Below are 20,412 nucleotides of genomic sequence, written 5' to 3'. Positions count from 1 at the left end.
CCGCTTCACTGAGCGACGTTATACCCCTAGGCTATCTGGTAGGTACATGTGCTCAACATTTCACGGCACAATTCACTGCATTGCATATTTATCCATTAGGATGGAGACATGTCTAAAGTTCTTACCAATCTCCCTGTAGGCGAGCGCGTCGGTATCGCGTTCTCCGGTGGCCTCGACACCTCGGTCGCAGTAGCCTGGATGCGCGACAAGGGCGCCATTCCTTACACCTACACTGGCGACCTCGGCCAGTACGATGAGCCAGATATCGATGCAGTACCTGGCCGTGCGCTGGAGTACGGTGCAGAGAACTCCCGCCTGGTTGATTGCAAGCCTGCCTTGGTTGAAGAAGGCTTCGCAGCACTCGCCTGCGGCGCTTTCCACATCCGCACCGGCGGCAAGACCTACTTCAACACCACCCCGCTGGGCCGCGCCGTCACCGGTACCCTGCTGGTTCGCGCCATGCGCGAAGATGGCGTGGACGTCTGGGGCGACGGTTCGACCTACAAGGGCAACGACATCGAGCGCTTCTACCGCTACGGCTTGATGGCCAACCCGAAGCTGCGCATCTACAAGCCATGGCTGGATCCGAACTTCGTTGCAGAACTCGGCGGCCGCCAGGAAATGTCCGAATGGCTGCAGGAACACGGTTTCCCATACCGCGACTCGGCTGAAAAGGCCTACTCGACCGACGCCAATATCTGGGGCGCGACGCATGAGGCGAAGACCCTGGAACTGCTCGACAGCTCCATCGAATCCGTTGAGCCGATCATGGGCGTGAAGTACTGGGACGAAAACGTCGAGATCAAGACCGAAGACGTTTCGATTTCCTTCGTCGCCGGCCGCCCGGTGGCCATCAATGGCAAGGAATTCACGGATCCGGTGGCCCTGGTCAACGAGGCAAACATCATCGGTGGCCGCCATGGCCTGGGCATGAGCGACCAGATCGAGAACCGCATCATCGAGGCCAAGTCCCGCGGCATCTACGAAGCACCTGCAATGGCGCTGCTGTACATCGCCTACGAACGCCTGGTCAACGCGATCCACAACGAAGACACCGTGGCCAGCTACCACAACGAAGGCCGCCGCCTGGGCCGCCTGATGTACGAAGGCCGCTGGCTGGACCCGCAGGCCCTGATGCTACGCGAATCGCTGCAGCGCTGGGTCGGCTCGGCCATCACCGGTACCGTGACCATCCGCTTGCGCCGCGGCGACGACTACACCATCCTCAACACCGAGGGCGAGAACCTGAGCTACCACCCGGACAAGCTGTCCATGGAGCGCGTAGGCGATGCAGCCTTCGGCCCGGTTGACCGCATCGGACAGCTGACCATGCGCAACCTGGACATCGCCGACTCCCGAGGCCGCCTGGAACAGTACGCCAACATGGGACTGGTCGGCGGCACCACCGCCAAGCTGGTCGGCTCGCTGGAAGCCGGCGGAGCCGACGCGATCGTGAACGCTACCCAGGTCGACAGCGACGATCTGGCTACCGACCGCGCTATCGAGTCTGCTGCCTTCGACGCAGGCACCGACTAAGCTCGCGGGCTCACGCCCCAAGCGCTGAAAAGCTCGGGCGGGTCCTTCCTTGACTGGAAGGATCCGCCCGAGCTTTTTCTTGTGCAGGAGGCCAGGGCACTGCCCGGTTTGCAGCCGGGCGGCAGGGGCTTAGAGGGGCCAGGCCGTTGGGCGCGGCCAGGGAGTGCAGGGCCATGATGAACCCGACCAGCGGGAGGAACCTGAGGATTCCGTGCACCACAGTTCCCACACGGGTGTCCTTGGCCATCAGCTTCACCGCTTCATCCGTCCACCAAGTGGCCAGCGTGATGACGGTGGCGATCAACGCGATTTGCTCCTCGGGCAGCGTCATCGTCTTGGCCATCACGATCCCGGCAGCGAACCCGATCAGCACCTGGGCAGCAGGCCACAGCATCGGACGCAACGTGCGCTGGAGCTTGGAGCGCCCGACGCCCCAAGGCTAGGCCTCGATCAGCTGCAGCAGCGGGCTGACCGCGATGGTGAAGCCGACCAGGGAAATCAGGCGCAGCACCAGCCGGATGCGGGCGCCGGAAGTGGTGTTCGGTGCTGGCAGGCGGAAACCCTGCTCGACGATCCAGGCTGCGATCACCACGATGACGCCAGCCAGAGCCAGCTGCGCGTGGCCGGCCCCGGAGAACAGCGAGGTGATGCCGATGCCGATAATGACGCCAACGCAGGCCTGGAACACCAGGTGCAGCGGTGTGCGGGTTGCGCCCATCCGCGGCGCCTTACGCTGAGCGCCAGGGGTTTCGTCCCGGTCTTCTTGTGGAATCATTTCTCCTTGTATCCTGCTCGTTCAAACCTGCGCCTTCGCTGCACTGCGCGAAGACACCAAATCCTTGGACAGCAGCACGCCGCTGCCGCCGCTGAAAACCACGGTACCCAGCTGCGCAGCCCGGGCCACTTCCTCGAAGCCCAGGGAGCGGTGGAGCGCCAATGACGCGGCGTTCTGCGCATTGACCACGCACCATGCGCTCGAAGCGCGCTGGGCAATCCAGTCCAGCCGTGCTTCCGTCAGGCTCCGACCCGCTCCCTGGTGCCGGCATCCGTGGGCAACCTCGATCCCAGCCAGGTAATAACCAGCTGGAGCTGTGGCATCAGCCGGTTCCCACCAATGGGCACGGGACCAGCCAAGCAGTTGGCCATCCAGGTTCTTGATGACCAGCTGGCACTCTCCGCTCCCCCACAGTTCAGGTTCTGCATGGCGCCCCAAGCTTTGGGACAGCCTGCGGATGGCCGGGTAGTCCACTGCCCGCATCGGTTGCGGCGCGGGAATGCCCAGTCCCATCTGCGGCTAGTCGATGGACATGGGCTTTGACGGCATTGGGTGGGCCATCTTCAGCTTGTTCACTTCAGCGTAGGGTGCGACGCCGATGCTCATCTTGGTGAAGTCCAGCTTCGCTTCGCGGATGCACGTCTTGATCGCCGCAACTGCCAGTTTTGGCGCTGGAGAGAGTACCCTGATGTTCAGCTTGCGGTTGCCGAAATCGCTGGACTCCACGGTACCCAGCCCGCGCCATGCCAGGTGGCCGGTCAATGCTTCCTTGGCTTTCTTTTCAAGGTAGTGGTCACGCTCGGTGCCGTTGGCCGACTTCAGCGCATACTGGACGATCACCCACGACTGGTCTTCCGCTTCAATTTCCTTGTAGCCTGCTTCTGCACAGGCTTCCATGAAGCCGGCGAACAACTCGTCCGCGCGATCGTTGTCAACGTCCTGCACATCGCTGGTTTCCGACATATGGCCAACGGAGCCGTGGTTGATCACGAACTGGCCCAGCTCTTCGTCCTCGAACTGCTGGAACCACGCTTCACGGAAATGCAGTACGTTCTTCTCATCCAAACGGTAGGTGCGAACAATCGCCATAGGTTTTCCTTTTTCAGGTCAGTGAATCATTCAAGTATGAAATTCTTGGACAGCTTCAGGCTGCCGGGAGGCCCGCGACTTTAGCTAACCATGATTCCCGATGAGCATGGTTGAACGGCGGCGAATTCTCCGCCACGGATTCCAAGAGCTGTTCGCTGGTATCGCGAACTGAATCCTGGAGCTTCTGCGGATACCCCATGGACAGCGAGTGCTCTGCGAACTCGTCCTCGTCATCGAGGAACGTGCCTTTGCTCCGGGAACGGATGACATCCAGGTCCAGGTCAATGGAGTTGATTTCCCACGCGTCACGTTTCATCTGCAGCCAACCCACATTGCTGGACAGGTCAATGTAGACGTCGAAATCCTCTGAGGCATCCGAATACATCGTGGCGACCCAGTCTCCACGATGCGGGATCAGGCACAACGCGTTGGTGGCAGCCATGTGGGCGGTTCCTGGACGGGCGACCAGGGAACCGGCTGGCTGATGCAGCCAGTGGCCGAATTCGTCCTGCCCAAGGTAGAAGCCCGGGACAACCCAGTGCGGGCTCCCGTCGAACTTCCATGCGCGCGCGACAACGAGCGAGCCGAAGCCGATGTTCTCAGGGCTGCGGGGCAAATCTGTCGGGCAACCGCTCACAGGGCTCACAGCTTCGGGATCTGTCCGGTGGGCAGGTCCTGGCCAGGCAGCGGGCGGGCGAACGGCACCTTGGTGCCGAGCACCTGTGCGAGCGTATCGCGGGCTACCTGCTTTGCGGTCAAGCCGACGCGTTCAAGCACCTCTCCACGGGTGCCGTGAGCCAGGAATTCTGTCGGCAGTCCCACTTCGTTCAACGCGGTGTCCACCCCTGCGGCACGCATCTCGGTGCGCAGGCGCGAACCGACGCCGCCGGCACGCACGCCGTCCTCGATGCACACAACGATGCGGTGGCGGGCAGCCAGGGAAATCACCGACTTCGGCATCGGCAGAACCCAGCGCGGGTCGACGACGGTGACCGACACACCCTGGCTGTTCAGGCGCTGGGCAACATCCAGCGACAGCTCGCTCATGGCGCCAACCGAAACGATCAGGACATCCGGCGCCGAGCGGTCCCCCAGCCGGGCCAGCACGTCCACGCCATCAGGCAGGCGATCCACGGCTTCCACCGGCTCTCCCACCGAGCCCTTGGAGAACCGCACGACGCTCGGCGCATCGTCGATGTCCAGGGCTTCGCGCAGTTCTTCGCGCAGGCGGTCCGCATCGCGCGGTGCGGCCAGGTGCAGGTTGGGCACGATCTGGGTCAGCGCCATATCCCACATGCCATGGTGGCTGGCACCGTCCGGGCCGGTGACTCCTGCACGATCCAGCACAATGGTGACGCCGGCCTTGTGCAGGGCCACGTCCATCAGCAGCTGGTCGAAGGCGCGGTTCAGGAAGGTCGCATAGACGCAGACGACAGGATGCAGGCCGCCGAAGGCAAGGCCTGCCGCGGTGGTCATGGCGTGCTGTTCGGCGATGCCAACATCGATCACGCGTTCGGGGTGTTCCTGGGACATTTTCTTCAGGCCCACCGGCTGCAGCATGGCGCCGGTGATCGCCACGATGTCCTCGCGCTCATTGGCCACGGCGGCGATTTCCTCGCCGAAGACGCTCGTCCAGCTTTGCGCACTCGGCTTGGACACTGGCAGTCCGGTGACCGGATCGATTACGCCAACCGCGTGGAACTGGTCAGCCTCATCGGCTCGGGCCGGGGCGTACCCATGGCCCTTCTCGGTCAGGGCGTGGACCAGCACCGGGCCGGCGTACTGCTTCGCCTGCTGCAGCGCCTCTTCTACGGCACGCTGGTTGTGGCCATCTATCGGGCCGATGTACTTCAGGCCAAGGTCTTCGAACAATCCCTGCGGAGCCCACCAGTCCTTGATCCCCTTCTTGGTGGCATGCAGGGACTTGTAGGTGAAGTCGCCGATGGGACCCGAGCCCTTGAGCTTGCCCTTGAGCTTGTCCATGGCGGTCTCGTAGGCGGGATGGGTGCGGAACTTGTCCAGCTGCTGGCGCAGGCCGGAAAGCTGGTTGGCCAGGCCGCCGATGGTCGGGGCGTAGGAGCGGCCGTTGTCATTGACCACGATGACCGCTTTGCGGTCCTTGTCGGCAGCGATGTTGTTGACCGCTTCCCAGGCCATGCCGCCGGTCAGGGCGCCATCGCCCACCAGCGCCACGGCGTAGCGGTCATTGTGATTCATCAGCTTGTTCGCGCGGGAAATGCCGTCAATCCACGACAGCGAAGAGGAGGCATGGGAGGACTCGACAACGTCGTGTTCCGATTCACCGCGGTCGGGGTAGCCGGACAGGCCGCCTTGCTGGCGCAGTGTCTCGAAGTTCTGGCGTCCGGTCACCAGCTTGTGCACGTACGACTGGTGCCCCGTGTCGAAGACGATGGAATCAGTGGGGGAATCGAATACGCGATGGATGCCCAGGGTCAATTCGATCACGCCGAGGTTCGGGCCCAGATGCCCGCCGGTCCGTGCGACATTGTCGATGAGGAAACTGCGGATTTCCTCTGCCAAGTCGCCGAGCTGTTCAAGGGTAAGCGCCCGCAGGTCGCTTGGTTTCTTGATGGTCTTCAGTAAAGACACGTTCATCCCCTTCACAAATTCGCCGACAATAGGCTGGAAAGCCCATGCGAAATACCCAGTTTACCGCGTCCAAGGCTTCTTTCATTATCCGCCAACGTTCCTGCTGGTGCTAATTTCCCGGCAATGACGTTCGCTACCCTGCCGGTTCAGGACATGCGCTTTAGCTGGTTCATGCCTGCGCCAGGGTTTCGGCCAGCATTTGGAGCCCCTGGGCTTCAAAGTCCCTGTCGCCAACTTGGTGAGCCCAGACTGCCGTTCCGAGTCCCTCGCGCAATTGCATGATCCGCCAAGTTTCGCCTTCCCGTGGATCGTGGCCATACCCCTGGAGAAAAGCGGCTTCCAGATCTGGACGCGCCCTCCACTGCTGGACAGCCAAGCGAGCCAGGTCGCTGGCAGCTGGGCGGAATTCGAAGCGGCCGAAGTCGATAACTCGCAGTTCGCCTTGATCGGCCAGCCAATTGCGCGGTTGCCAATCCCCGTGGGTCGGCACCAAGACGGCTGGTTGCGGTTCATAGCTTCTGAGCATTTGCTCGATCTGCCGGCGAGCCGCTGGCTCGATCCGATGTTCGCGTTCCAGGAGCAGGAGAAACTTCTGCGTCAGCCGAGCTTCATAGCCGGGGTCCAGGCATTGCGCTTGCGAATGCAGCAGCTTCAGCGCCGCGCCGGCCTGACGATGGAACTCCGGGTCGAATTCATATTCGCTGCCCGCACTGAGCTCGCCTGGCTGGAAGTCCAGAATCATCAAGCGCAAGGAATCGCTGGCGTGCAGCAGCTTGGCTGCTTTCCCGGCTTCTATCAGCGGCCCCGTGTAGCGGCGGTGCGCCAGCAGCTCACGCACTATGTGGTGGTTCGCTTCTCCCCCGGTCTTGGCCACGACGTGCTTCATCCCCGCCTGCAGGTGCAGCACTTTGGTGTCGCCAAGATTCCACGACATGTCGGCTACAACCTCGACGTCACCCAGCCACTGCCGTATCCGTTGCGCGTGTGGTGCTGCCACCAAGGCATCAAGGCTCAGCGCATTCATCGCTGGCGTCCGTGCCGGAACGTGCTGGTCCCAGATTGACGAGGAGACGGGCGATTCCCCGCCAGATCTTCCATGCAACCTCCATGACTGGTATTTTCCTGAGCCTAGCAAGGTTTGTTCTCCAGGCCCCTGCGGCTCGCTAGGCTTGTCGCATGGAAGCATCGCAACGCTCGGGCCAAACCGCCGCTCGTTACTCGCAGGTGGCCGAGGCGTATATCGATCTGTTCGGTTCTCCGGAGCAGGCGGAGGCTGAGGACCGGGAACTGATTGCGGCGTGGGCCGCGCAGCTGCACGGACCAGTCCTGGACGCTGGCTGCGGTCCCGGGCATTGGACGCAGTTCATTGCCGATGGCAATCGGCTGTCCACCGGCGTCGACTTGGTGCCGGAGTTCTTGGACTTCGCACGGCGCACCTTCCAGCAGCCCGATTTCCTGCGCGCCGATCTGGCGCACCTGCCATTCGACGGCGAGCAGTTTTCCGGGGTGCTCTCCTGGTATTCGGTAATCCATGTTCCCCCGTCAGATCTTCCACCCATCTTGGACGAGTTGGCCCGCGTGCTCAAACCCGCGGGAAAGCTGCTGCTCGGCTTCTTTGCCGGGGACCAGCTGGAAGCCTTTGGCCATCAGGTTGCCCCGGCATGGTATTGGCCGCCAGCGCAGCTGGGCGAGCTCCTGGAACAGTCGGGCTTTGGCGTGCTCGAAGTGGGCACCCGCTCCCGGCCTGCTGCCCGCACCCAAGGCCATCTGAGCGCGCACAAGCTTTCTTAAGCGACCTGAGACCCAAGGCAATTGCCTTGGGTCTCAGGTTTTCCCGCGATGCGGAACTACTTAGAGATTCGCTTCGACCGCAGTCGAAGTGGATCTGCTAGTTGGCAGCGGCGATCTGGCGCAGCACGTACTGCAGGATGCCACCGTTGCGGTAGTAGTCGGCTTCACCTGGGGTGTCGATGCGCAGAACTGCGTCGAACTCGGTGACCTTGCCGTCTTCAGCGGTTGCGGTAACCTTCAGGGTCTTCGGGGTGGTGCCGTTATTCAGCTCGGTCACGCCGGAGACTGCGAAGGTCTCGGTACCGGTCAGGCCCAGCGAATCAGCCGACTCGCCCTCTGGGAACTGCAGCGGCAGAACGCCCATGCCGATCAGGTTCGAGCGGTGGATGCGCTCGAAGGATTCGGTGATGACGGCCTTGACGCCCAGCAGTGCGGTGCCCTTGGCAGCCCAGTCTCGCGAGGAGCCCGAGCCGTATTCCTTGCCGCCCAGAACGACCAGCGGGGTGCCGGCAGCCTTGTAGTTCTCTGCAGCGTCGTAGACGTACGCCTGCGGAGCACCTTCCTGGGTGAAGTCGCGGGTGAAGCCGCCCTCGACGCCGTCCAGCAGCTGGTTCTTGATGCGGATGTTGGCGAAGGTGCCGCGGATCATGACTTCGTGGTTGCCGCGGCGCGAGCCGTAGGAGTTGAAGTCCTTGCGATCCACGCCGTTCTCGATCAGGTAGCGGCCAGCCGGGGTTTCCGACTTGAACGAACCTGCAGGCGAGATGTGGTCGGTGGTGACCGAGTCGCCCAGCTTCAGCAGCACGCGGGCGCCGCTGATGTCCTGGACTGGCTGAGGCTCAGCGGTCATGCCCTCGAAGTACGGCGCCTTGCGTGCGTAGGTCGACTTCTCGTCCCATGCGAAGGTCGAGCCCTCTGGGGTGTCCAGTGCCTTCCAGCGTGCGTCGCCCTCGAAGACTCCGTCGTAGCCCTTGGCGAACATTTCCTTGTCGATCGACGAGTCGATGATCTCCTGGACCTCGACAGGCGATGGCCAGATGTCCTTCAGGAAGACATCGTTGCCCTCGGCGTCCTGGCCCAGTGCGTCGGTCTCGAAGTCGAAGTCCATGGTGCCAGCCAGGGCGTAGGCGATGACCAGTGGCGGGGAAGCCAGGTAGTTCATCTTCACGTCCGGGTTGATGCGGCCTTCGAAGTTGCGGTTGCCCGAGAGCACTGCGGTTGCTGCGAGGTCGTTGGCCTGGATGGCCTCGGAGATCTCGGTGTCCAGCGGACCGGAGTTGCCGATGCAGGTGGCGCAGCCGTAGCCGACCACATAGAAGCCGAGCTTCTCCAGGTATGGCAACAGGCCGGACTTCTCGTAGTACTCGGTGACAACCTTCGAGCCTGGGGCGACCGAGGTCTTGACCCATGGCTTGGAGGTCAGGCCCTTGTCAGCGGCGTTGCGAGCGAGGACGGCTGCGGCCAGCATAACCGAAGGGTTCGAGGTGTTGGTGCACGAGGTGATCGAAGCGATCGAAACCAGGCCATGGTCCAGGGTGAACTGGGTGCCGTCTTCCTTGGTGACCTCGACGGCTACCGATGGGCGGCCAGCGCCCTGGGTGTCGTCGGCGTTCGATACGTAGTTGTGCAGGTCCTTGCGGAACTGCTCCTTCGAGGAGGACAGCTCGATGCGGTCCTGCGGGCGCTTCGGGCCGGCGATCGATGGAACCACGGTCGACAGATCCAGCTCGAGGTATTCCGAGAAGCGGATCTCGCGGCTTGGATCGTGCCACATGCCCTGTTCCTTGGCGTAGGCCTCGACCAGTGCAACGTTCTCCTCGCTGCGGCCGGTCAGGCGCAGGTAGTCGAGGGTGACATCGTCGATTGGGAACATGGCGGCAGTCGAGCCGAATTCCGGGGACATGTTGCCGATGGTGGCGCGGTTTGCCAGCGGCACCTCGGCGACGCCGTCGCCGTAGAACTCGACGAACTTGCCGACAACACCGTGCTTGCGCAGCATTTCGGTGATGGTCAGCACCACGTCGGTTGCGGTGGCGCCAGCTGGAATCGAGCCAGACAGCTTGAAGCCGACAACGCGTGGGATCAGCATGGAGACAGGCTGGCCGAGCATTGCTGCTTCGGCCTCGATGCCGCCGACGCCCCAGCCCAGCACGCCAAGGCCGTTGACCATGGTGGTGTGCGAGTCGGTGCCCACGCAGGTGTCCGGGTAGGCGCGCAGCACGCCGTCGACCTCGCGGGTCATGACGGTGCGGGCCAGGTACTCGATGTTGACCTGGTGCACGATGCCGGTGCCTGGAGGAACGACCTTGAAGTCGTCAAACGCGGTCTGGCCCCAGCGCAGGAACTGGTAGCGTTCGCCGTTGCGCTGGTATTCGATCTCCATGTTGCGCTCGACGGCGCCTTCGAAGCCGAAGGTGTCGATCTGCACGGAGTGGTCGATGACCATTTCGGCCGGTGCCAGCGGGTTCACGCGGGTCGGGTCGCCGCCCAGGTCCTTGACGGCCTCGCGCATGGTGGCAAGGTCGACGACACAAGGCACACCGGTGAAGTCCTGCATGATGACACGAGCTGGGGTGAACTGGATTTCGGTGTTCGGCTGAGCCGAAGCATCCCACTGACCCAGTGCATTGATGTGCTCTTTGGTTACGTTCGCGCCGTCTTCGGTGCGAAGCAGGTTCTCAAGAAGAACCTTAAGGCTGTAAGGAAGGCTGTCCGAGCCTTCAACCGTATTTAGTCGGTAAATTTCGTATTCGGTTCCATTGACGTCAAGTACGCCCTTGGCACCGAAGCTGTCCACATTGCTCACGTGGGACTCCTCTCGCCAGACACTCATTCTGTTGCACACGCACACTTCAATTCCAGTTAGGAGTTCCTAACTGAGATAGTCAGGCTCCTAGCGCGGCAGAGCTAAAAACAGTCTATCGCCAAAGCCCGCAAAAAGACTCCTCGGAATAAATTTTGGTCCAAATTCGTGTCTAAACGGACACTTTCAGGTGTTTAACGGCGCACAAAAAGCCCGATGGACTCCATATGGTGGGTGTGCGGGTACAAATCGTGAATCTCCATGTGCTCTAATTCGTAGCCTCGACCCATCAAGCGCGCGGTATCCCGGGCGAAAGACGCAGGGTCGCAGGACACGTAACAAATCCGCGAGACAGCGCTGGCGCCCAGCTCCCCGGCCACCTGCTTGTCGATTCCGGTACGGGGCGGGTCAAGCACCACTGCGTCCAGCGAAGCATCCCGGGCGACCTGCCGTAACACTCGCTCAACACGGCCGCGGATCACCGTGGCCTGCGGGTAGGTGCGCAGATTCTTCTTCGCATCCGCATGGGTGCCCGGGGCACCCTCAATCGAGAAGACGCGGCCATCGCGGCCAACCGCTTTGGCCAGCGGGACGGAGAACAAGCCGGCACCTGCATAGAGGTCGGCAATTTGCTCGCCGGCGGCCGGCTCGGCCAGCTCGATCACGCGTTGGGTCAGCAGACTGGCCGCCTCGCGATGCACCTGCCAGAAGCCTTCCCCAGTAATCCGGAACTTCTCCCCCAGCACCTTTTCGGTCAGGTACGCCGAACCGGCCAGGGTCTGCAGGCGCCCCTTGCCGTCGGCCGCCGAGCCGCCCTGCTGGCTGAACGAGGCGACGTTGACGCCCTCGGCGAATTGCTTGGCGACCTTTGCCGCCGCGCCGGGCTTGGCCTCGGCCAGCAAGATCAGCACGGTTCGGTCATCCAGACTGGATACCGCGGCTTCGACACGGTCAATGCCGGTGTAGTCCACTGAGTACAACCCGGTGGCTTCAATGGCCGGATGGGCCAGGGGCATCTGTGCGATCCCGGTCAACTGGTTGCTGCGGAATGCGCTCATTGCCAGTCTGCCCTGGGCGTCCACGGAATACGACATCCGGGTGCGCCAGCCCAGGCCATCGGCCGAGCCCTTGACCGCTTGCACCGCAGGGAAGTTGTAGTCGTCCGCGTTCAGGCCGCCCAGCCGGGTCATCTGCTCGGCAGCCACCTGCGACTTGAGCTCACGCTGGTGCTCCAGGGTGATGTGGCCGAACTCTGCGCCGCCCACCGGGTCGCGGTGCTTCAAGGCGTCAGCTGCATCCCAGAAGTGCGGCACCCGGTGCTCGCTGGCCTCGAGCACTTCGGACACGTCGGCACGCCAGAACTTGGCCTCCGGCGCGCTGTCCGTCAGGCGCACCTTGACCAGTTCGCCGGGAATGCCATGGCGCACGAAGATCACCCGGCCCTCATGGCGGGCGACGGTGTGCCCGCCATGGGCAATCTTGCCCAAGCGGACGGTGAGCATTGGTGTATCAGTCATTGATCCAGTCTTTCTTCAGAAGCAGTCAATTTAGCGGTGCGCCGAGGATTCTTCGGTCGGGCCCCCGCCGAGGGCATGCGAGGCGCTGAGCAGGCGCCACGGGACCGAGGCAATCACTACTCCCGGTTCATGGTGCAGGCGGTTCTTCACGCGCAGCGCGGTTTGGTTGTGCACCAGCTGTTCCCACCAATGGCCCACGACATATTCGGGGATGTACACGACGATCAGTTCCCGCGGCGATTCGCGCTTGATGGAACGGATATGCTCGATCAGCGCGCCGGGAATATCGCGATACGGCGAGGCCAGCGCGGTGATCGGCACCGGGATCTGCAGCCGTTCCCAGTCCTGCAGGGTCTTCTCGGTCTTGCCGCGTTCCACATCCACGATGATCGCCTCAAGCTTCGAGGGACGCGAAGCGCGGGCGAAGGCCAGGGCACGCAGCACCGGCTTGCGCACGGTGGATACCAGCACGAGCGCATGCACGCGCGAGGGCAAGGCGGTGACGGCGAAGTCCTCGTCTACCGCCAGCTCGTCGTCGACCTTCTGGTAGTGGCGCTGCAGCGAATCCATGATCAGCATCAATATGGCAATGCCCAGCACGGCCAGCCACGCACCATGGACCAGGCGGGTGGCCATGACGACCACGAGCACCAGCGCCGAGAGCACCAGTCCCACCAGGTTCAGCAACCGCTTGCGCTGCTTGGCCGCACGGATCTTGCGGTCTGCAATGGGCACCAGAACACGTTTCCAGTGCTTGAGCATGGCCAGCTGGCTCAGCGTGAAGGAAACGAATACGCCCACCACGTACAACTGGACCAGCAAGGTGACATCGCCTTGGAACAGCAGCACCAGCGCGATCGCGGCAATGCCCAGGGACAGGATGCCGTTGGAGAAGCCCAGGCGATCGCCACGGGTGCGCAGCTGGCGCGGGAGGAAGCCGTCGGTCGCCAGATGGCTGGCAAGCAGCGGGAAGGAATTGAAGGCCTGGTTGCCGGCCAGCAGCAGCACGGCAATGGTCAGCACCGAGACGATCACCAGGCCGAAGGTGAAGTCGCCGAACACCGCCTGGGCCAGCTGGCCCAACACCGGGATCTGTACGAAGCCTTCGGGGAGCGGCTCGCCGTGAAGCAGGAACGAGGCCTGCGGATCGGCGACGACCTTGATGCCGGTGGCCCGGGCAAGCATCAGCGTGCCCAGTGTCAGCACGCCGGAGAGCAGGCCCAGCACCAGCAGGATCCGCGCCGCGTTCTTCGCCCGCGGCTTGGCCAGCGACTGCACGTTGGAGATCGGGACCTCGATGCCGGTCAGCGCGGCCGACCCCGTGCTGAAGGCACGCAGGATCAGCAGCGCACCGACAACGCCATGCAGGCCATTGGCGAACTCGGCCTCCGGCACAATCGTGAAGTCCGCACTCGGGGCGAGCCCGAGGGAACCGGTCAGCGCCATCACGCCGCCAATAGCCACGAGCAGCAGCATGCCGATGACGAAAAGGTAGACCGGGATGGCCAGCGTCCAGCGGCCTTGCCCTTTGCCGCGCAAATTGCCGACCACGAGGAAGGCGACCAGGGCAGCGGCCACCCACGCCTTGTATTCGGCCACTGCCGGGAAAATGGCGGCGAGATACAGGGCCGCCGACGAGCTGGAAACAGCAACGGTGAGCACGAAGTCAACCAGCAGCGCCGCGGCCACCGCAGTGCCCGGACGTGCACCGAGGTTTTTCTTCACGATTTCATAGTCGCCGCCACCGGAAGGGTACTCCATTACCGATTGGCGGTAGGACAGCACCAGCACCACCAGCACCGCGAGGACCGCCAGTCCAACCATTGGCGAGAGCGCGGTCGCGGCGATGCCCGCAATGGCCAGAGTCAGCAGGATCTCGTCCGGCGCGTACGCCAAGGACGATAGGGCGCTGGAGGAGAAAATCGGCAACGCGACATTGGGTGGCAACGGCTTCTTTTTCAGCTGTTCAGTGCTGAAAGGCCGGCCCACCAGGATCCGCTTCAAACCGTCAAATAATGCAGGCACGACACAACGTTATCGCAGGGTGCACGGCGCGGGCGTGCTTCACCATCGATAAACTGGGCGCGATCAGCGCTATTGTTGCATTCGTAGCACACAGCCCGTGGGCGCCAAGCGGCACGCGGCAAGCAGCAAAACCAAGGAGTTCTCGGTGGCACATTTCGTGATCATGGGGTGCGGACGCGTCGGTGTCGCGCTGGCCCACACGCTGGATTCGGCGGGGCATTCCGTGGCAGTCATTGACCAGGACCCGCATGCCTTCCGCCGGCTGAGCAAGGATTTCTCCGGCACCACGGTGACCGGCATGGGATTCGACAAGGACACGCTGGAAGCTGCCAAGATTGGCGAGGCCTACGCGTTCGCAGCTGTTTCCAGCGGTGATAATTCCAACATTCTCGCCACTCGCGTATCGCGCGAAACCTATAACGTGCCCCACGTCGTGTCCCGCATCTATGACCCAGGACGAGCGGAGATCTATCAGCGTCTGGGCATCCCCACCGTGGCAGCGGTCCGCTGGAGCACCGATCAGGTGCTTCGCCGGATCCTGCCGGACTATTCGATGCGCGGGGACTTCCGGGAGCCCTCGGGACGTCTGGTGCTGTCCGAAGTGGCCTTGCACCGCGACTGGTATGGCCACCTGGTCAAGGAGCTGGAAGCCGCCGCCGGGGTGCGCGTGGCCTATTTGACCCGCTTCGGCGAAGGCACCATCCCGGAGAACCGCACCCGGCTGCAGGGCGGCGACCTGGTGCATGTGATGATGCGGCTGGACGAGTCCAAAGACGTGGAAAAGATCCTTGCCAGCCCGCCAGCGGCGCAGACCAACGAATAACCTGAGAGGCATCCCATGAAGGTCATGATTGCCGGGGCCGGCTCGGTCGGTTCCTCCATTGCCCGTGAACTAGTCATCAACCACCACGAAGTCCTGCTGATCGATCTGCAACCGGAAATGGCCGAACGCGCAGATCTTGAAGCGGTGAAGTGGCTGATTGGCGACGCATGCGAATTAGCCGTCTTGCAGCAGGCGCAGCTTGAAGAGTACGACGTGGTCGTTTCGGCGACCGGCGACGACAAGGTCAACCTTGTGGTCTCGTTGCTGGCCAAGAGCGAATTCGGCATCCGCCGCACCGTGGGCCGCGTGAACAATCCGAAGAATGAATGGATGTTCGACGATGCCTGGGGCGTCGATGTTGCGGTCAGCACGCCGCGGCTGATGACCGCGCTGGTAGAGGAAGCCGTGGAGGTCGGCGACCTGGTGCGGCTGCTGACGTTGAAGACCGGCGAGGTCTACATGGTCGAGTTCACAGTCCCGCACGATTCGGCCTTGATCGGCCGCAGCATCGGGCGCATCTCGTGGCCCGAAGACACCACCATGATGGCAGTGGTCCGCGACAAGACGCCGTTCCCGCCCAGTGCCGATGATGTGATTGAGGGTGGCGATGAAATCTTCTTCATCACCACCCCGCACGCAGAACCCTTGCTGCGCCGAACGTTGCGCGACGCCACCCGCTAGTCCGCTGGTTTTGGCGTACTGGTCTCGTCGCCGGCTACAGCCGCCGGCTTCGAAACCAGCCACGCGAACCACAGCCCCGCCGCGTACAGCGGCACGCCCATCAAGGCACGGGCCAGGCCCAGGGCCACGACATCATCTGCGATGTACATCGGGATCTGCACCGCCAGGCGCAGCGCGAAAACAGCAATGATGATCCAGGTAGCCACCTGGTAGCGGCGCAGACGTTCGGGCTTCTTGCGCCATTCAGTGCCTTCATTGCGGATGAATCCGAAGAGCAGGCCGATCAGCGGCCAGCGGGCCATCACCGAAATCAGCAGTCCCGCCAGATAGGCGGCAGACACGTAGAACCCCGGAATGTAGTAGTCCTTGGCGTTGCCCGAAGTCCGTGCGGCGAAGGCGCAGATCAGGATGCCGATCAGCCCAGAGCCTGCCTGGATCAGCGTCGAGCGCTTGGCCAGGCGGATGATCATGAACACGACGCCGAGGCTGATCGAGGCGATCAGCCCCCAGCCCAGATTGCTGGTAAGCGCGAAGACCATGATGAACACGAAACCGGGAAGCACGGTTTCCAGGATGCCGCGCACGCCGCCAACGGTGGAGAGCAAGTCAATTCCGCCGTCAGCGTCTTGCGTGATGTTGGAGTTCGAGCCGATCATCTCGGCGAAACTCGGATGCTTAGTTTCCGGTGCGGAATCATCGTCCGGACGGGATGCGTCGTTGTTCACCATGCCTACTTCCAATTAGACGCCAGCTGGCTGGCGTTCTCGAATCCTTGAGTGGCCGTCGCCGGTCATCGACGGACTTCCGGCACGATGACGTAGCGCGGATTGAAGATCGTCGGGATCTGATCCACAGGAGCAACCATTCCCGAGTACTCCACCTTCACGCCCGGCTTGATGCCCGGAACGGTTTTCTGTCCCATGAACGCCAAGCGAACATGCGGCACAGTTCCGCGACGTGCCGACACGGTACCGAGCCGATCCACCACTACAGCGGTCAGCCGCGGGGCGACATTCGGCGCGGAGTAGCTCACCGATTGGACGTACCCGGTGTGCTCGACCCGCCCCTTGGATGGCAGCTGTTCCAGGCTGTCCAGCCGCTGGTAGGTGGGCTTCTGGCCCGAGGGGCCGAGCTGCGGAGTGACGGGTTTGTCCTTCAGCGACATTCTCTAGCCGATCTGGGTGATCTCTGGTCCGCGTTCTGGACGCTTCAGCTCAGGGTTCTGCTCGGGGGCTGCCGGACGGGCCTGGGCATTGGACGGGACGCTCAATGGCAGAAGTTCAGCCGGAGGCAGCGGCTTGTCGCCGCGATTGACCACGACGTCACGCAGAATCCCGTCGACAATGTTGGCGGCCTCCTCGTTGCCGATGGCCGCGCCGCCAATGACTGCACGCAGGAACCAGCGGCGGCCATCGATGCCGACAAAGCGCAGCGCAACATGCCCGGCGCGGCCGTCTGGCAGCTGCTGCGGCACCTTGGCGAGCAGCTCCTGGCCGTACTCGCCATCACGGGTGAAGATTTCACCGTTCTGGGCGCTGATGTCGCTCTTGATCTTGTCGCTGATGCCTGGCCACAGCGACTCGGACTTCGAAGACGAGAAAGCCATCAACTGGATCCGCGACTCGGCGATCTCCAGCGACACCGCGATAACACGCTTGTTGGACTCTTCAACGTCCATGCGGACCTTCAAGCCGGCAACCGGCTTGATCAGGATTGAGCCGAAGTCCAGGTACTCCTGCGTATTCTCGATGTCGTCGTAATCGAACGGGCCGGTCTTCGGCTCCTGCTCGTTCTGGACTGCATCCTCAGCTGGTTCGGCGACTGGCTGCTCTTTGGCCTTCTTGCGCTTGAAAATCATGGTGTCCTTAGAAAATCTTGTTTTGCTTTCAAGGGTACTTAATTGGAGTTAAATCCGCCGGTCGAACCGAATCCGCCTGCGCCGCGGGCGCTGTCTTCCAGCGAATCCACTGCGATGAATGCAGCCTGCTCGACTTTCTGGATCACCAGCTGGGCAATTCGGTCGCCACGGCTGATTTCGAAGGGCTCGGACTTGTCCGTATTCAACAAGGTGACCATGATCTCACCCCGGTACCCAGCGTCAACAGTACCCGGTGCATTTACGACGGTAATGCCGTGCTTGGTTGCCAAGCCGCTGCGCGGGTGCACCAGACCGACATAGCCATGCGGGATGGCTAGCGCGATGCCGGTCGGAACGAGTGCGCGAGCGCCTGGCTCCAGCACCAGGGATTCGCGAGCATGCAAGTCAGCACCGGCGTCCGAAGGATGCGCATAGCTGGGGACCGGCAAATCGGTGTCAAGCATCTTGATGGCTATGGAAATTGATGGCTCACTCATCGATGTAGGTCTTCCCCCGGAGTCTTGTGAAATGGTTACTCGATAGTTTCTCGTGCCTAACTCTATCGCGCACGCCGTCCAATGGCCTGCCAACCGGCTTCGAGGTCTTGAATCGGAGAATTATTGCCTAGACTTGGAACCATGAGTAATTCCAGCCCCGCGGGTTCGAACGTCCAGTACAGCGAAAAGCTTTGGCCATCGGCCAGCACCTGGATTTGGCCAATCATCATTTCCATCACCGCAGGTATTGCGCTAGCTCCGATCAGCAGCATCCTTGGATGGATTGCCGGTGCCGTCGTGTTGCTTTCGCTGATCGCGGTGTTCCTGCTGCGCACGCCGACCATCGAGGTCACCGATGAATCGGTGACCGTTGGACGGGCCAGCATTGAACGCAAGTACATCGGGGATGTTGTCGGCTACCGCGGCGATGAGGCATTCAAGCAGCGTGGGCAGAAGCTGCACGGCCTGGCCTACATGCTGCTGCGCGGCTGGATCGACGGAGTCGTTCGCATGGAGGTCACCGACGAGCGTGACACCACGCCGTATTGGCTGACGTCTACCCGGCGTCCCGAAGAGCTGGCGGCCGCCCTCTCGGGCGTGATGTACGAATTCACCGACGAAGGCAAGGCAGAAGCAGCCAAGCTGGAACAGTCCGAAGACGCTGCCGGCGAATAGCGTTGACTGCCTTGGAGCCCGAAAAGCGCATGGCGCCCAACCTTCTGGTTGGGCGCCATGCGCTTTTCGGAACTGCTGCGCGGGTTTTCATCCTTCGCACTCGCTGCAGAATTTTTGCCCGTTGTCCTCACGGACCAGCTGCGTGCGGTGGCGCACCATGAAGCATGACGCGCACGTGAATTCATCGGCCTGTTCCGGCAGGATTTCGACGCTCGCTTCCTCCTGCGGCGCCTCGCCGCCGGGCAGAACGTACTCTTCAGCCAAGGGGGTTTCCGCTTCGTCAACCATGTTGGCCATGGCTGCGGTCTTGCCTGCTTTGAGCTGAGCGATTTCCTTGGCTCGTTCCGCTTCTGACATTGCCACGGGTGCAGCAGATTCACTTGCCATAATCGTTTTTGCTCTTTCCTGCGGGTCTTCGTCCTAGCCGGCTGCTCCACGAGGTGGAGACGTGTACCGGCATAGAAGTATAACGTTCTTCTGGGTAATCCATTCCCGTTCCTGCCACGCTATGCCATGGGCGCAAGGTTCGAGGAATTACTGCGTGAAGTTGAGGACTAATCTTGCGCCACACCCTGCGTGGTGGTAGGAATTCGCGCCTCAAGGTGGCAGAGTTTTACACAGGAAATAGAGCGTGTGGAGGGTAGGAATGCGTCAGCTGAGACTGGTAGGAATTCATGAAAATGGTTCCAGCCTGCAGGTCAGCAGTGACGACGGGATGAGCTTCGAGCTGCCTGTTGACGATGCACTGCGCAGTGCAATGGCTGAAATCGCCCGTTCGAGGGCTCCGAGGAACCGCGAGGAGTCCTCGGTCCATTCGCCGCGCGAAATCCAGGCACGAGTGCGCGCTGGCGCCTCCGCCTACGACCTGTCGCTTGAATGGGATGTCCCCGTCGAGGATATCGTCAAGTACGAAGGCCCGGTACTGGCTGAACGCGAGCACATCGCCGAGCTGGCACGCCGCGTCGAGGTTTCCGGACCGCAGACCGACGCAGAATACCGCGAGGTGTTCGGCGAAGAGCCGGCCGATCTCGGTTCCATGGTGGTCCACCGCCTGCACCAGCTGCACATCGATGCCGAGTCGGCGCGCTGGAATGCCTGGAAAGACCCAGAGGGCCAGTGGATCGTCACCGTGGAGTTCGATTCCCCGCTGCCGACCGAGAATGTCGAGTCACTGGATTCGGATTCGACTGCCGCTGCCGAGAACATTGCGCGGTGGGCTTTCACTCCCGCGCGCAAGACGTTGAAGAACCTGAACCGCTGGGCCCAGACCCTGAGCGAGCAGGTAGCTCCTGAATACTTTCGCCCGGTCTCTGCACTGAACCAGCCAGAGGTGGAACCGGCCACCGCAGCCAGCACTCCGGAACCCGATGAGACCGAAGAACTGGTCACCTTGCTCAACGCTCGCCGCGGGCAGCGCACTAAGGACCAGGACCCGGAACGCGAGGCTCGCTACAACGAGATCATCGAACGCAGCATGAGCAAGTACGACACCGATGACGAGGACGCGCTGCCGCATCTTCCGCAAGGGATTTCCGCGCGCACCTCGCAGCTGGTGGTCGTCACCAATGAGGACGACGATTCGGGCCGTGCCGAGGACAAGCCAGCTGAACAGTCTGCCGAGGAGTCAGCTCCGCGCAAGGCCAAGCGTTCGTCCGTTCCCAGCTGGGATGACATCATGTTCGGCAAGCGCAAGAAGGACACCGACTCCTAGTGCCCAGGTGACACTGGAAAG

The 20,412-nt window shown here is 62.3% G+C and carries 21 protein-coding genes; 7 read left to right on the top strand and 14 right to left on the bottom strand.

Annotated elements, in window-relative coordinates; all coding sequences use genetic code 11:
- The first annotated feature begins 108 nt into the window (after window positions 1-108).
- Both argG and EKH49_RS05785 read left to right on the top strand, forming a co-directional pair.
- Window positions 109-1,536 (top strand): argininosuccinate synthase, encoded by a 1,428-nt coding sequence (gene argG, locus EKH49_RS05790; RefSeq protein WP_038991851.1) that lies wholly within the window; start codon window positions 109-111, stop codon window positions 1,534-1,536.
- A 173-nt stretch (window positions 1,537-1,709) separates the two neighbouring features.
- Complete coding sequence (locus tag EKH49_RS05785) at window positions 1,710-1,979, top strand: hypothetical protein (protein ID WP_128470092.1); 270 nt, start codon at window positions 1,710-1,712, stop codon at window positions 1,977-1,979.
- Here EKH49_RS05785 and EKH49_RS05780 read toward each other — a convergent pair.
- The 6 genes from EKH49_RS05780 to EKH49_RS05755 form a co-directional block, all read right to left on the bottom strand.
- Window positions 1,976-2,311, bottom strand: coding sequence for a hypothetical protein (locus tag EKH49_RS05780; protein ID WP_128470091.1), 336 nt, complete (start codon window positions 2,309-2,311; stop codon window positions 1,976-1,978). The genes EKH49_RS05785 and EKH49_RS05780 overlap by 4 nt on opposite strands.
- 21 nt (window positions 2,312-2,332) lie before the next feature.
- A complete protein-coding gene (locus EKH49_RS05775; protein WP_128470090.1) occupies window positions 2,333-2,824 on the bottom strand; it encodes a GNAT family N-acetyltransferase in 492 nt (163 codons plus the stop codon).
- 6 nt (window positions 2,825-2,830) lie between these two features.
- Window positions 2,831-3,400, bottom strand: coding sequence for a hypothetical protein (locus EKH49_RS05770; protein WP_128470089.1), 570 nt, complete (start codon window positions 3,398-3,400; stop codon window positions 2,831-2,833).
- Window positions 3,401-3,455: 55 nt separating this feature from the next.
- Window positions 3,456-4,016 (bottom strand): DUF402 domain-containing protein, encoded by a 561-nt coding sequence (locus tag EKH49_RS05765; protein WP_236641050.1) that lies wholly within the window; start codon window positions 4,014-4,016, stop codon window positions 3,456-3,458.
- Between the two features lie 26 nt (window positions 4,017-4,042).
- Window positions 4,043-6,010: a 1-deoxy-D-xylulose-5-phosphate synthase gene (gene dxs / locus EKH49_RS05760; protein ID WP_128470087.1), complete on the bottom strand. Its 1,968-nt coding sequence runs from the start codon at window positions 6,008-6,010 to the stop codon at window positions 4,043-4,045.
- Between the two features lie 169 nt (window positions 6,011-6,179).
- The gene (locus EKH49_RS05755) at window positions 6,180-7,034 is read right to left on the bottom strand and encodes a phosphotransferase (RefSeq protein WP_128470086.1); all 855 of its coding nucleotides are present in this window, start codon (window positions 7,032-7,034) and stop codon (window positions 6,180-6,182) included.
- A 152-nt stretch (window positions 7,035-7,186) separates the two neighbouring features.
- Between EKH49_RS05755 and EKH49_RS05750 the strand changes: the two genes are divergently transcribed.
- Window positions 7,187-7,801, top strand: coding sequence for a class I SAM-dependent methyltransferase (locus tag EKH49_RS05750; RefSeq protein WP_128470085.1), 615 nt, complete (start codon window positions 7,187-7,189; stop codon window positions 7,799-7,801).
- A gap of 97 nt (window positions 7,802-7,898) precedes the next feature.
- Here EKH49_RS05750 and acnA read toward each other — a convergent pair whose 3' ends face one another.
- The 3 genes from acnA to EKH49_RS05735 form a co-directional block, all read right to left on the bottom strand.
- Window positions 7,899-10,634 (bottom strand): aconitate hydratase AcnA, encoded by a 2,736-nt coding sequence (gene acnA / locus EKH49_RS05745; RefSeq protein WP_201739569.1) that lies wholly within the window; start codon window positions 10,632-10,634, stop codon window positions 7,899-7,901.
- A gap of 164 nt (window positions 10,635-10,798) precedes the next feature.
- Window positions 10,799-12,121 carry a class I SAM-dependent RNA methyltransferase gene (locus tag EKH49_RS05740; RefSeq protein WP_128470083.1) on the bottom strand — a complete coding sequence of 441 codons (1,323 nt, stop codon included), beginning with the start codon at window positions 12,119-12,121 and terminating at the stop codon, window positions 10,799-10,801.
- A gap of 30 nt (window positions 12,122-12,151) precedes the next feature.
- Window positions 12,152-14,146 carry an APC family permease gene (locus tag EKH49_RS05735; protein ID WP_201739568.1) on the bottom strand — a complete coding sequence of 665 codons (1,995 nt, stop codon included), beginning with the start codon at window positions 14,144-14,146 and terminating at the stop codon, window positions 12,152-12,154.
- Window positions 14,147-14,291: 145 nt separating this feature from the next.
- Between EKH49_RS05735 and EKH49_RS05730 the strand changes: the two genes are divergently transcribed.
- Complete coding sequence (locus EKH49_RS05730; RefSeq protein WP_128470082.1) at window positions 14,292-14,969, top strand: potassium channel family protein; 678 nt, start codon at window positions 14,292-14,294, stop codon at window positions 14,967-14,969.
- Between the two features lie 15 nt (window positions 14,970-14,984).
- Window positions 14,985-15,650, top strand: coding sequence for a potassium channel family protein (locus tag EKH49_RS05725; protein ID WP_066144433.1), 666 nt, complete (start codon window positions 14,985-14,987; stop codon window positions 15,648-15,650).
- Here EKH49_RS05725 and EKH49_RS05720 read toward each other — a convergent pair.
- The 4 genes from EKH49_RS05720 to dut form a co-directional block, all read right to left on the bottom strand.
- Window positions 15,647-16,378, bottom strand: coding sequence for a DUF3159 domain-containing protein (locus EKH49_RS05720; protein ID WP_236641049.1), 732 nt, complete (start codon window positions 16,376-16,378; stop codon window positions 15,647-15,649). The two genes, EKH49_RS05725 and EKH49_RS05720, sit on opposite strands and share 4 nt — an antisense overlap.
- A 62-nt stretch (window positions 16,379-16,440) precedes the next feature.
- Complete coding sequence (locus EKH49_RS05715; protein ID WP_128470081.1) at window positions 16,441-16,815, bottom strand: hypothetical protein; 375 nt, start codon at window positions 16,813-16,815, stop codon at window positions 16,441-16,443.
- 3 nt (window positions 16,816-16,818) lie between these two features.
- Window positions 16,819-17,508 (bottom strand): DUF3710 domain-containing protein, encoded by a 690-nt coding sequence (locus EKH49_RS05710; RefSeq protein WP_128470080.1) that lies wholly within the window; start codon window positions 17,506-17,508, stop codon window positions 16,819-16,821.
- Window positions 17,509-17,546: 38 nt separating this feature from the next.
- Window positions 17,547-18,005: a dUTP diphosphatase gene (gene dut / locus EKH49_RS05705; protein WP_128470079.1), complete on the bottom strand. Its 459-nt coding sequence runs from the start codon at window positions 18,003-18,005 to the stop codon at window positions 17,547-17,549.
- A gap of 141 nt (window positions 18,006-18,146) precedes the next feature.
- Between dut and EKH49_RS05700 the strand changes: the two genes are divergently transcribed.
- A complete protein-coding gene (locus EKH49_RS05700; protein ID WP_128470078.1) occupies window positions 18,147-18,680 on the top strand; it encodes a DUF3093 domain-containing protein in 534 nt (177 codons plus the stop codon).
- An 87-nt stretch (window positions 18,681-18,767) separates the two neighbouring features.
- Here the strand turns inward: EKH49_RS05700 and EKH49_RS05695 are convergent, their stop codons facing one another.
- On the bottom strand, window positions 18,768-19,067 hold the full coding sequence (locus tag EKH49_RS05695; RefSeq protein ID WP_128470077.1) for a DUF4193 family protein: 300 nt from the start codon (window positions 19,065-19,067) through the stop codon (window positions 18,768-18,770).
- Between the two features lie 259 nt (window positions 19,068-19,326).
- Between EKH49_RS05695 and sepH the strand changes: the two genes are divergently transcribed.
- Complete coding sequence (gene sepH, locus EKH49_RS05690) at window positions 19,327-20,391, top strand: septation protein SepH (protein WP_128470076.1); 1,065 nt, start codon at window positions 19,327-19,329, stop codon at window positions 20,389-20,391.
- The last annotated feature ends 21 nt before the right edge of the window (window positions 20,392-20,412 follow it).

The organism is Glutamicibacter sp. HZAU (assembly GCF_004100365.1).
Taxonomy (GTDB): domain Bacteria; phylum Actinomycetota; class Actinomycetes; order Actinomycetales; family Micrococcaceae; genus Glutamicibacter; species Glutamicibacter nicotianae.
This window is presented reverse-complemented; position numbering and strand designations above follow the sequence as displayed.

Excerpts from the sequence above, each read along its gene's own strand:
- argG (WP_038991851.1), top strand. The coding sequence starts at position 109 with ATGTCTAAAGTTCTTACCAATCTCCCTGTAGGCGAGCGCGTCGGTATC.
- EKH49_RS05785 (WP_128470092.1), top strand. The coding sequence starts at position 1,710 with ATGATGAACCCGACCAGCGGGAGGAACCTGAGGATTCCGTGCACCACA.
- EKH49_RS05780 (WP_128470091.1), bottom strand. The coding sequence starts at position 2,311 with ATGATTCCACAAGAAGACCGGGACGAAACCCCTGGCGCTCAGCGTAAG.
- EKH49_RS05775 (WP_128470090.1), bottom strand. The coding sequence starts at position 2,824 with ATGGGACTGGGCATTCCCGCGCCGCAACCGATGCGGGCAGTGGACTAC.
- EKH49_RS05770 (WP_128470089.1), bottom strand. The coding sequence starts at position 3,400 with ATGGCGATTGTTCGCACCTACCGTTTGGATGAGAAGAACGTACTGCAT.
- EKH49_RS05755 (WP_128470086.1), bottom strand. The coding sequence starts at position 7,034 with ATGAATGCGCTGAGCCTTGATGCCTTGGTGGCAGCACCACACGCGCAA.
- EKH49_RS05750 (WP_128470085.1), top strand. The coding sequence starts at position 7,187 with ATGGAAGCATCGCAACGCTCGGGCCAAACCGCCGCTCGTTACTCGCAG.
- acnA (WP_201739569.1), bottom strand. The coding sequence starts at position 10,634 with ATGAGTGTCTGGCGAGAGGAGTCCCACGTGAGCAATGTGGACAGCTTC.
- EKH49_RS05740 (WP_128470083.1), bottom strand. The coding sequence starts at position 12,121 with ATGACTGATACACCAATGCTCACCGTCCGCTTGGGCAAGATTGCCCAT.
- EKH49_RS05725 (WP_066144433.1), top strand. The coding sequence starts at position 14,985 with ATGAAGGTCATGATTGCCGGGGCCGGCTCGGTCGGTTCCTCCATTGCC.
- EKH49_RS05720 (WP_236641049.1), bottom strand. The coding sequence starts at position 16,378 with ATGGTGAACAACGACGCATCCCGTCCGGACGATGATTCCGCACCGGAA.
- EKH49_RS05715 (WP_128470081.1), bottom strand. The coding sequence starts at position 16,815 with ATGTCGCTGAAGGACAAACCCGTCACTCCGCAGCTCGGCCCCTCGGGC.
- EKH49_RS05710 (WP_128470080.1), bottom strand. The coding sequence starts at position 17,508 with ATGATTTTCAAGCGCAAGAAGGCCAAAGAGCAGCCAGTCGCCGAACCA.
- dut (WP_128470079.1), bottom strand. The coding sequence starts at position 18,005 with ATGAGTGAGCCATCAATTTCCATAGCCATCAAGATGCTTGACACCGAT.
- EKH49_RS05700 (WP_128470078.1), top strand. The coding sequence starts at position 18,147 with ATGAGTAATTCCAGCCCCGCGGGTTCGAACGTCCAGTACAGCGAAAAG.
- EKH49_RS05695 (WP_128470077.1), bottom strand. The coding sequence starts at position 19,067 with ATGGCAAGTGAATCTGCTGCACCCGTGGCAATGTCAGAAGCGGAACGA.
- sepH (WP_128470076.1), top strand. The coding sequence starts at position 19,327 with ATGCGTCAGCTGAGACTGGTAGGAATTCATGAAAATGGTTCCAGCCTG.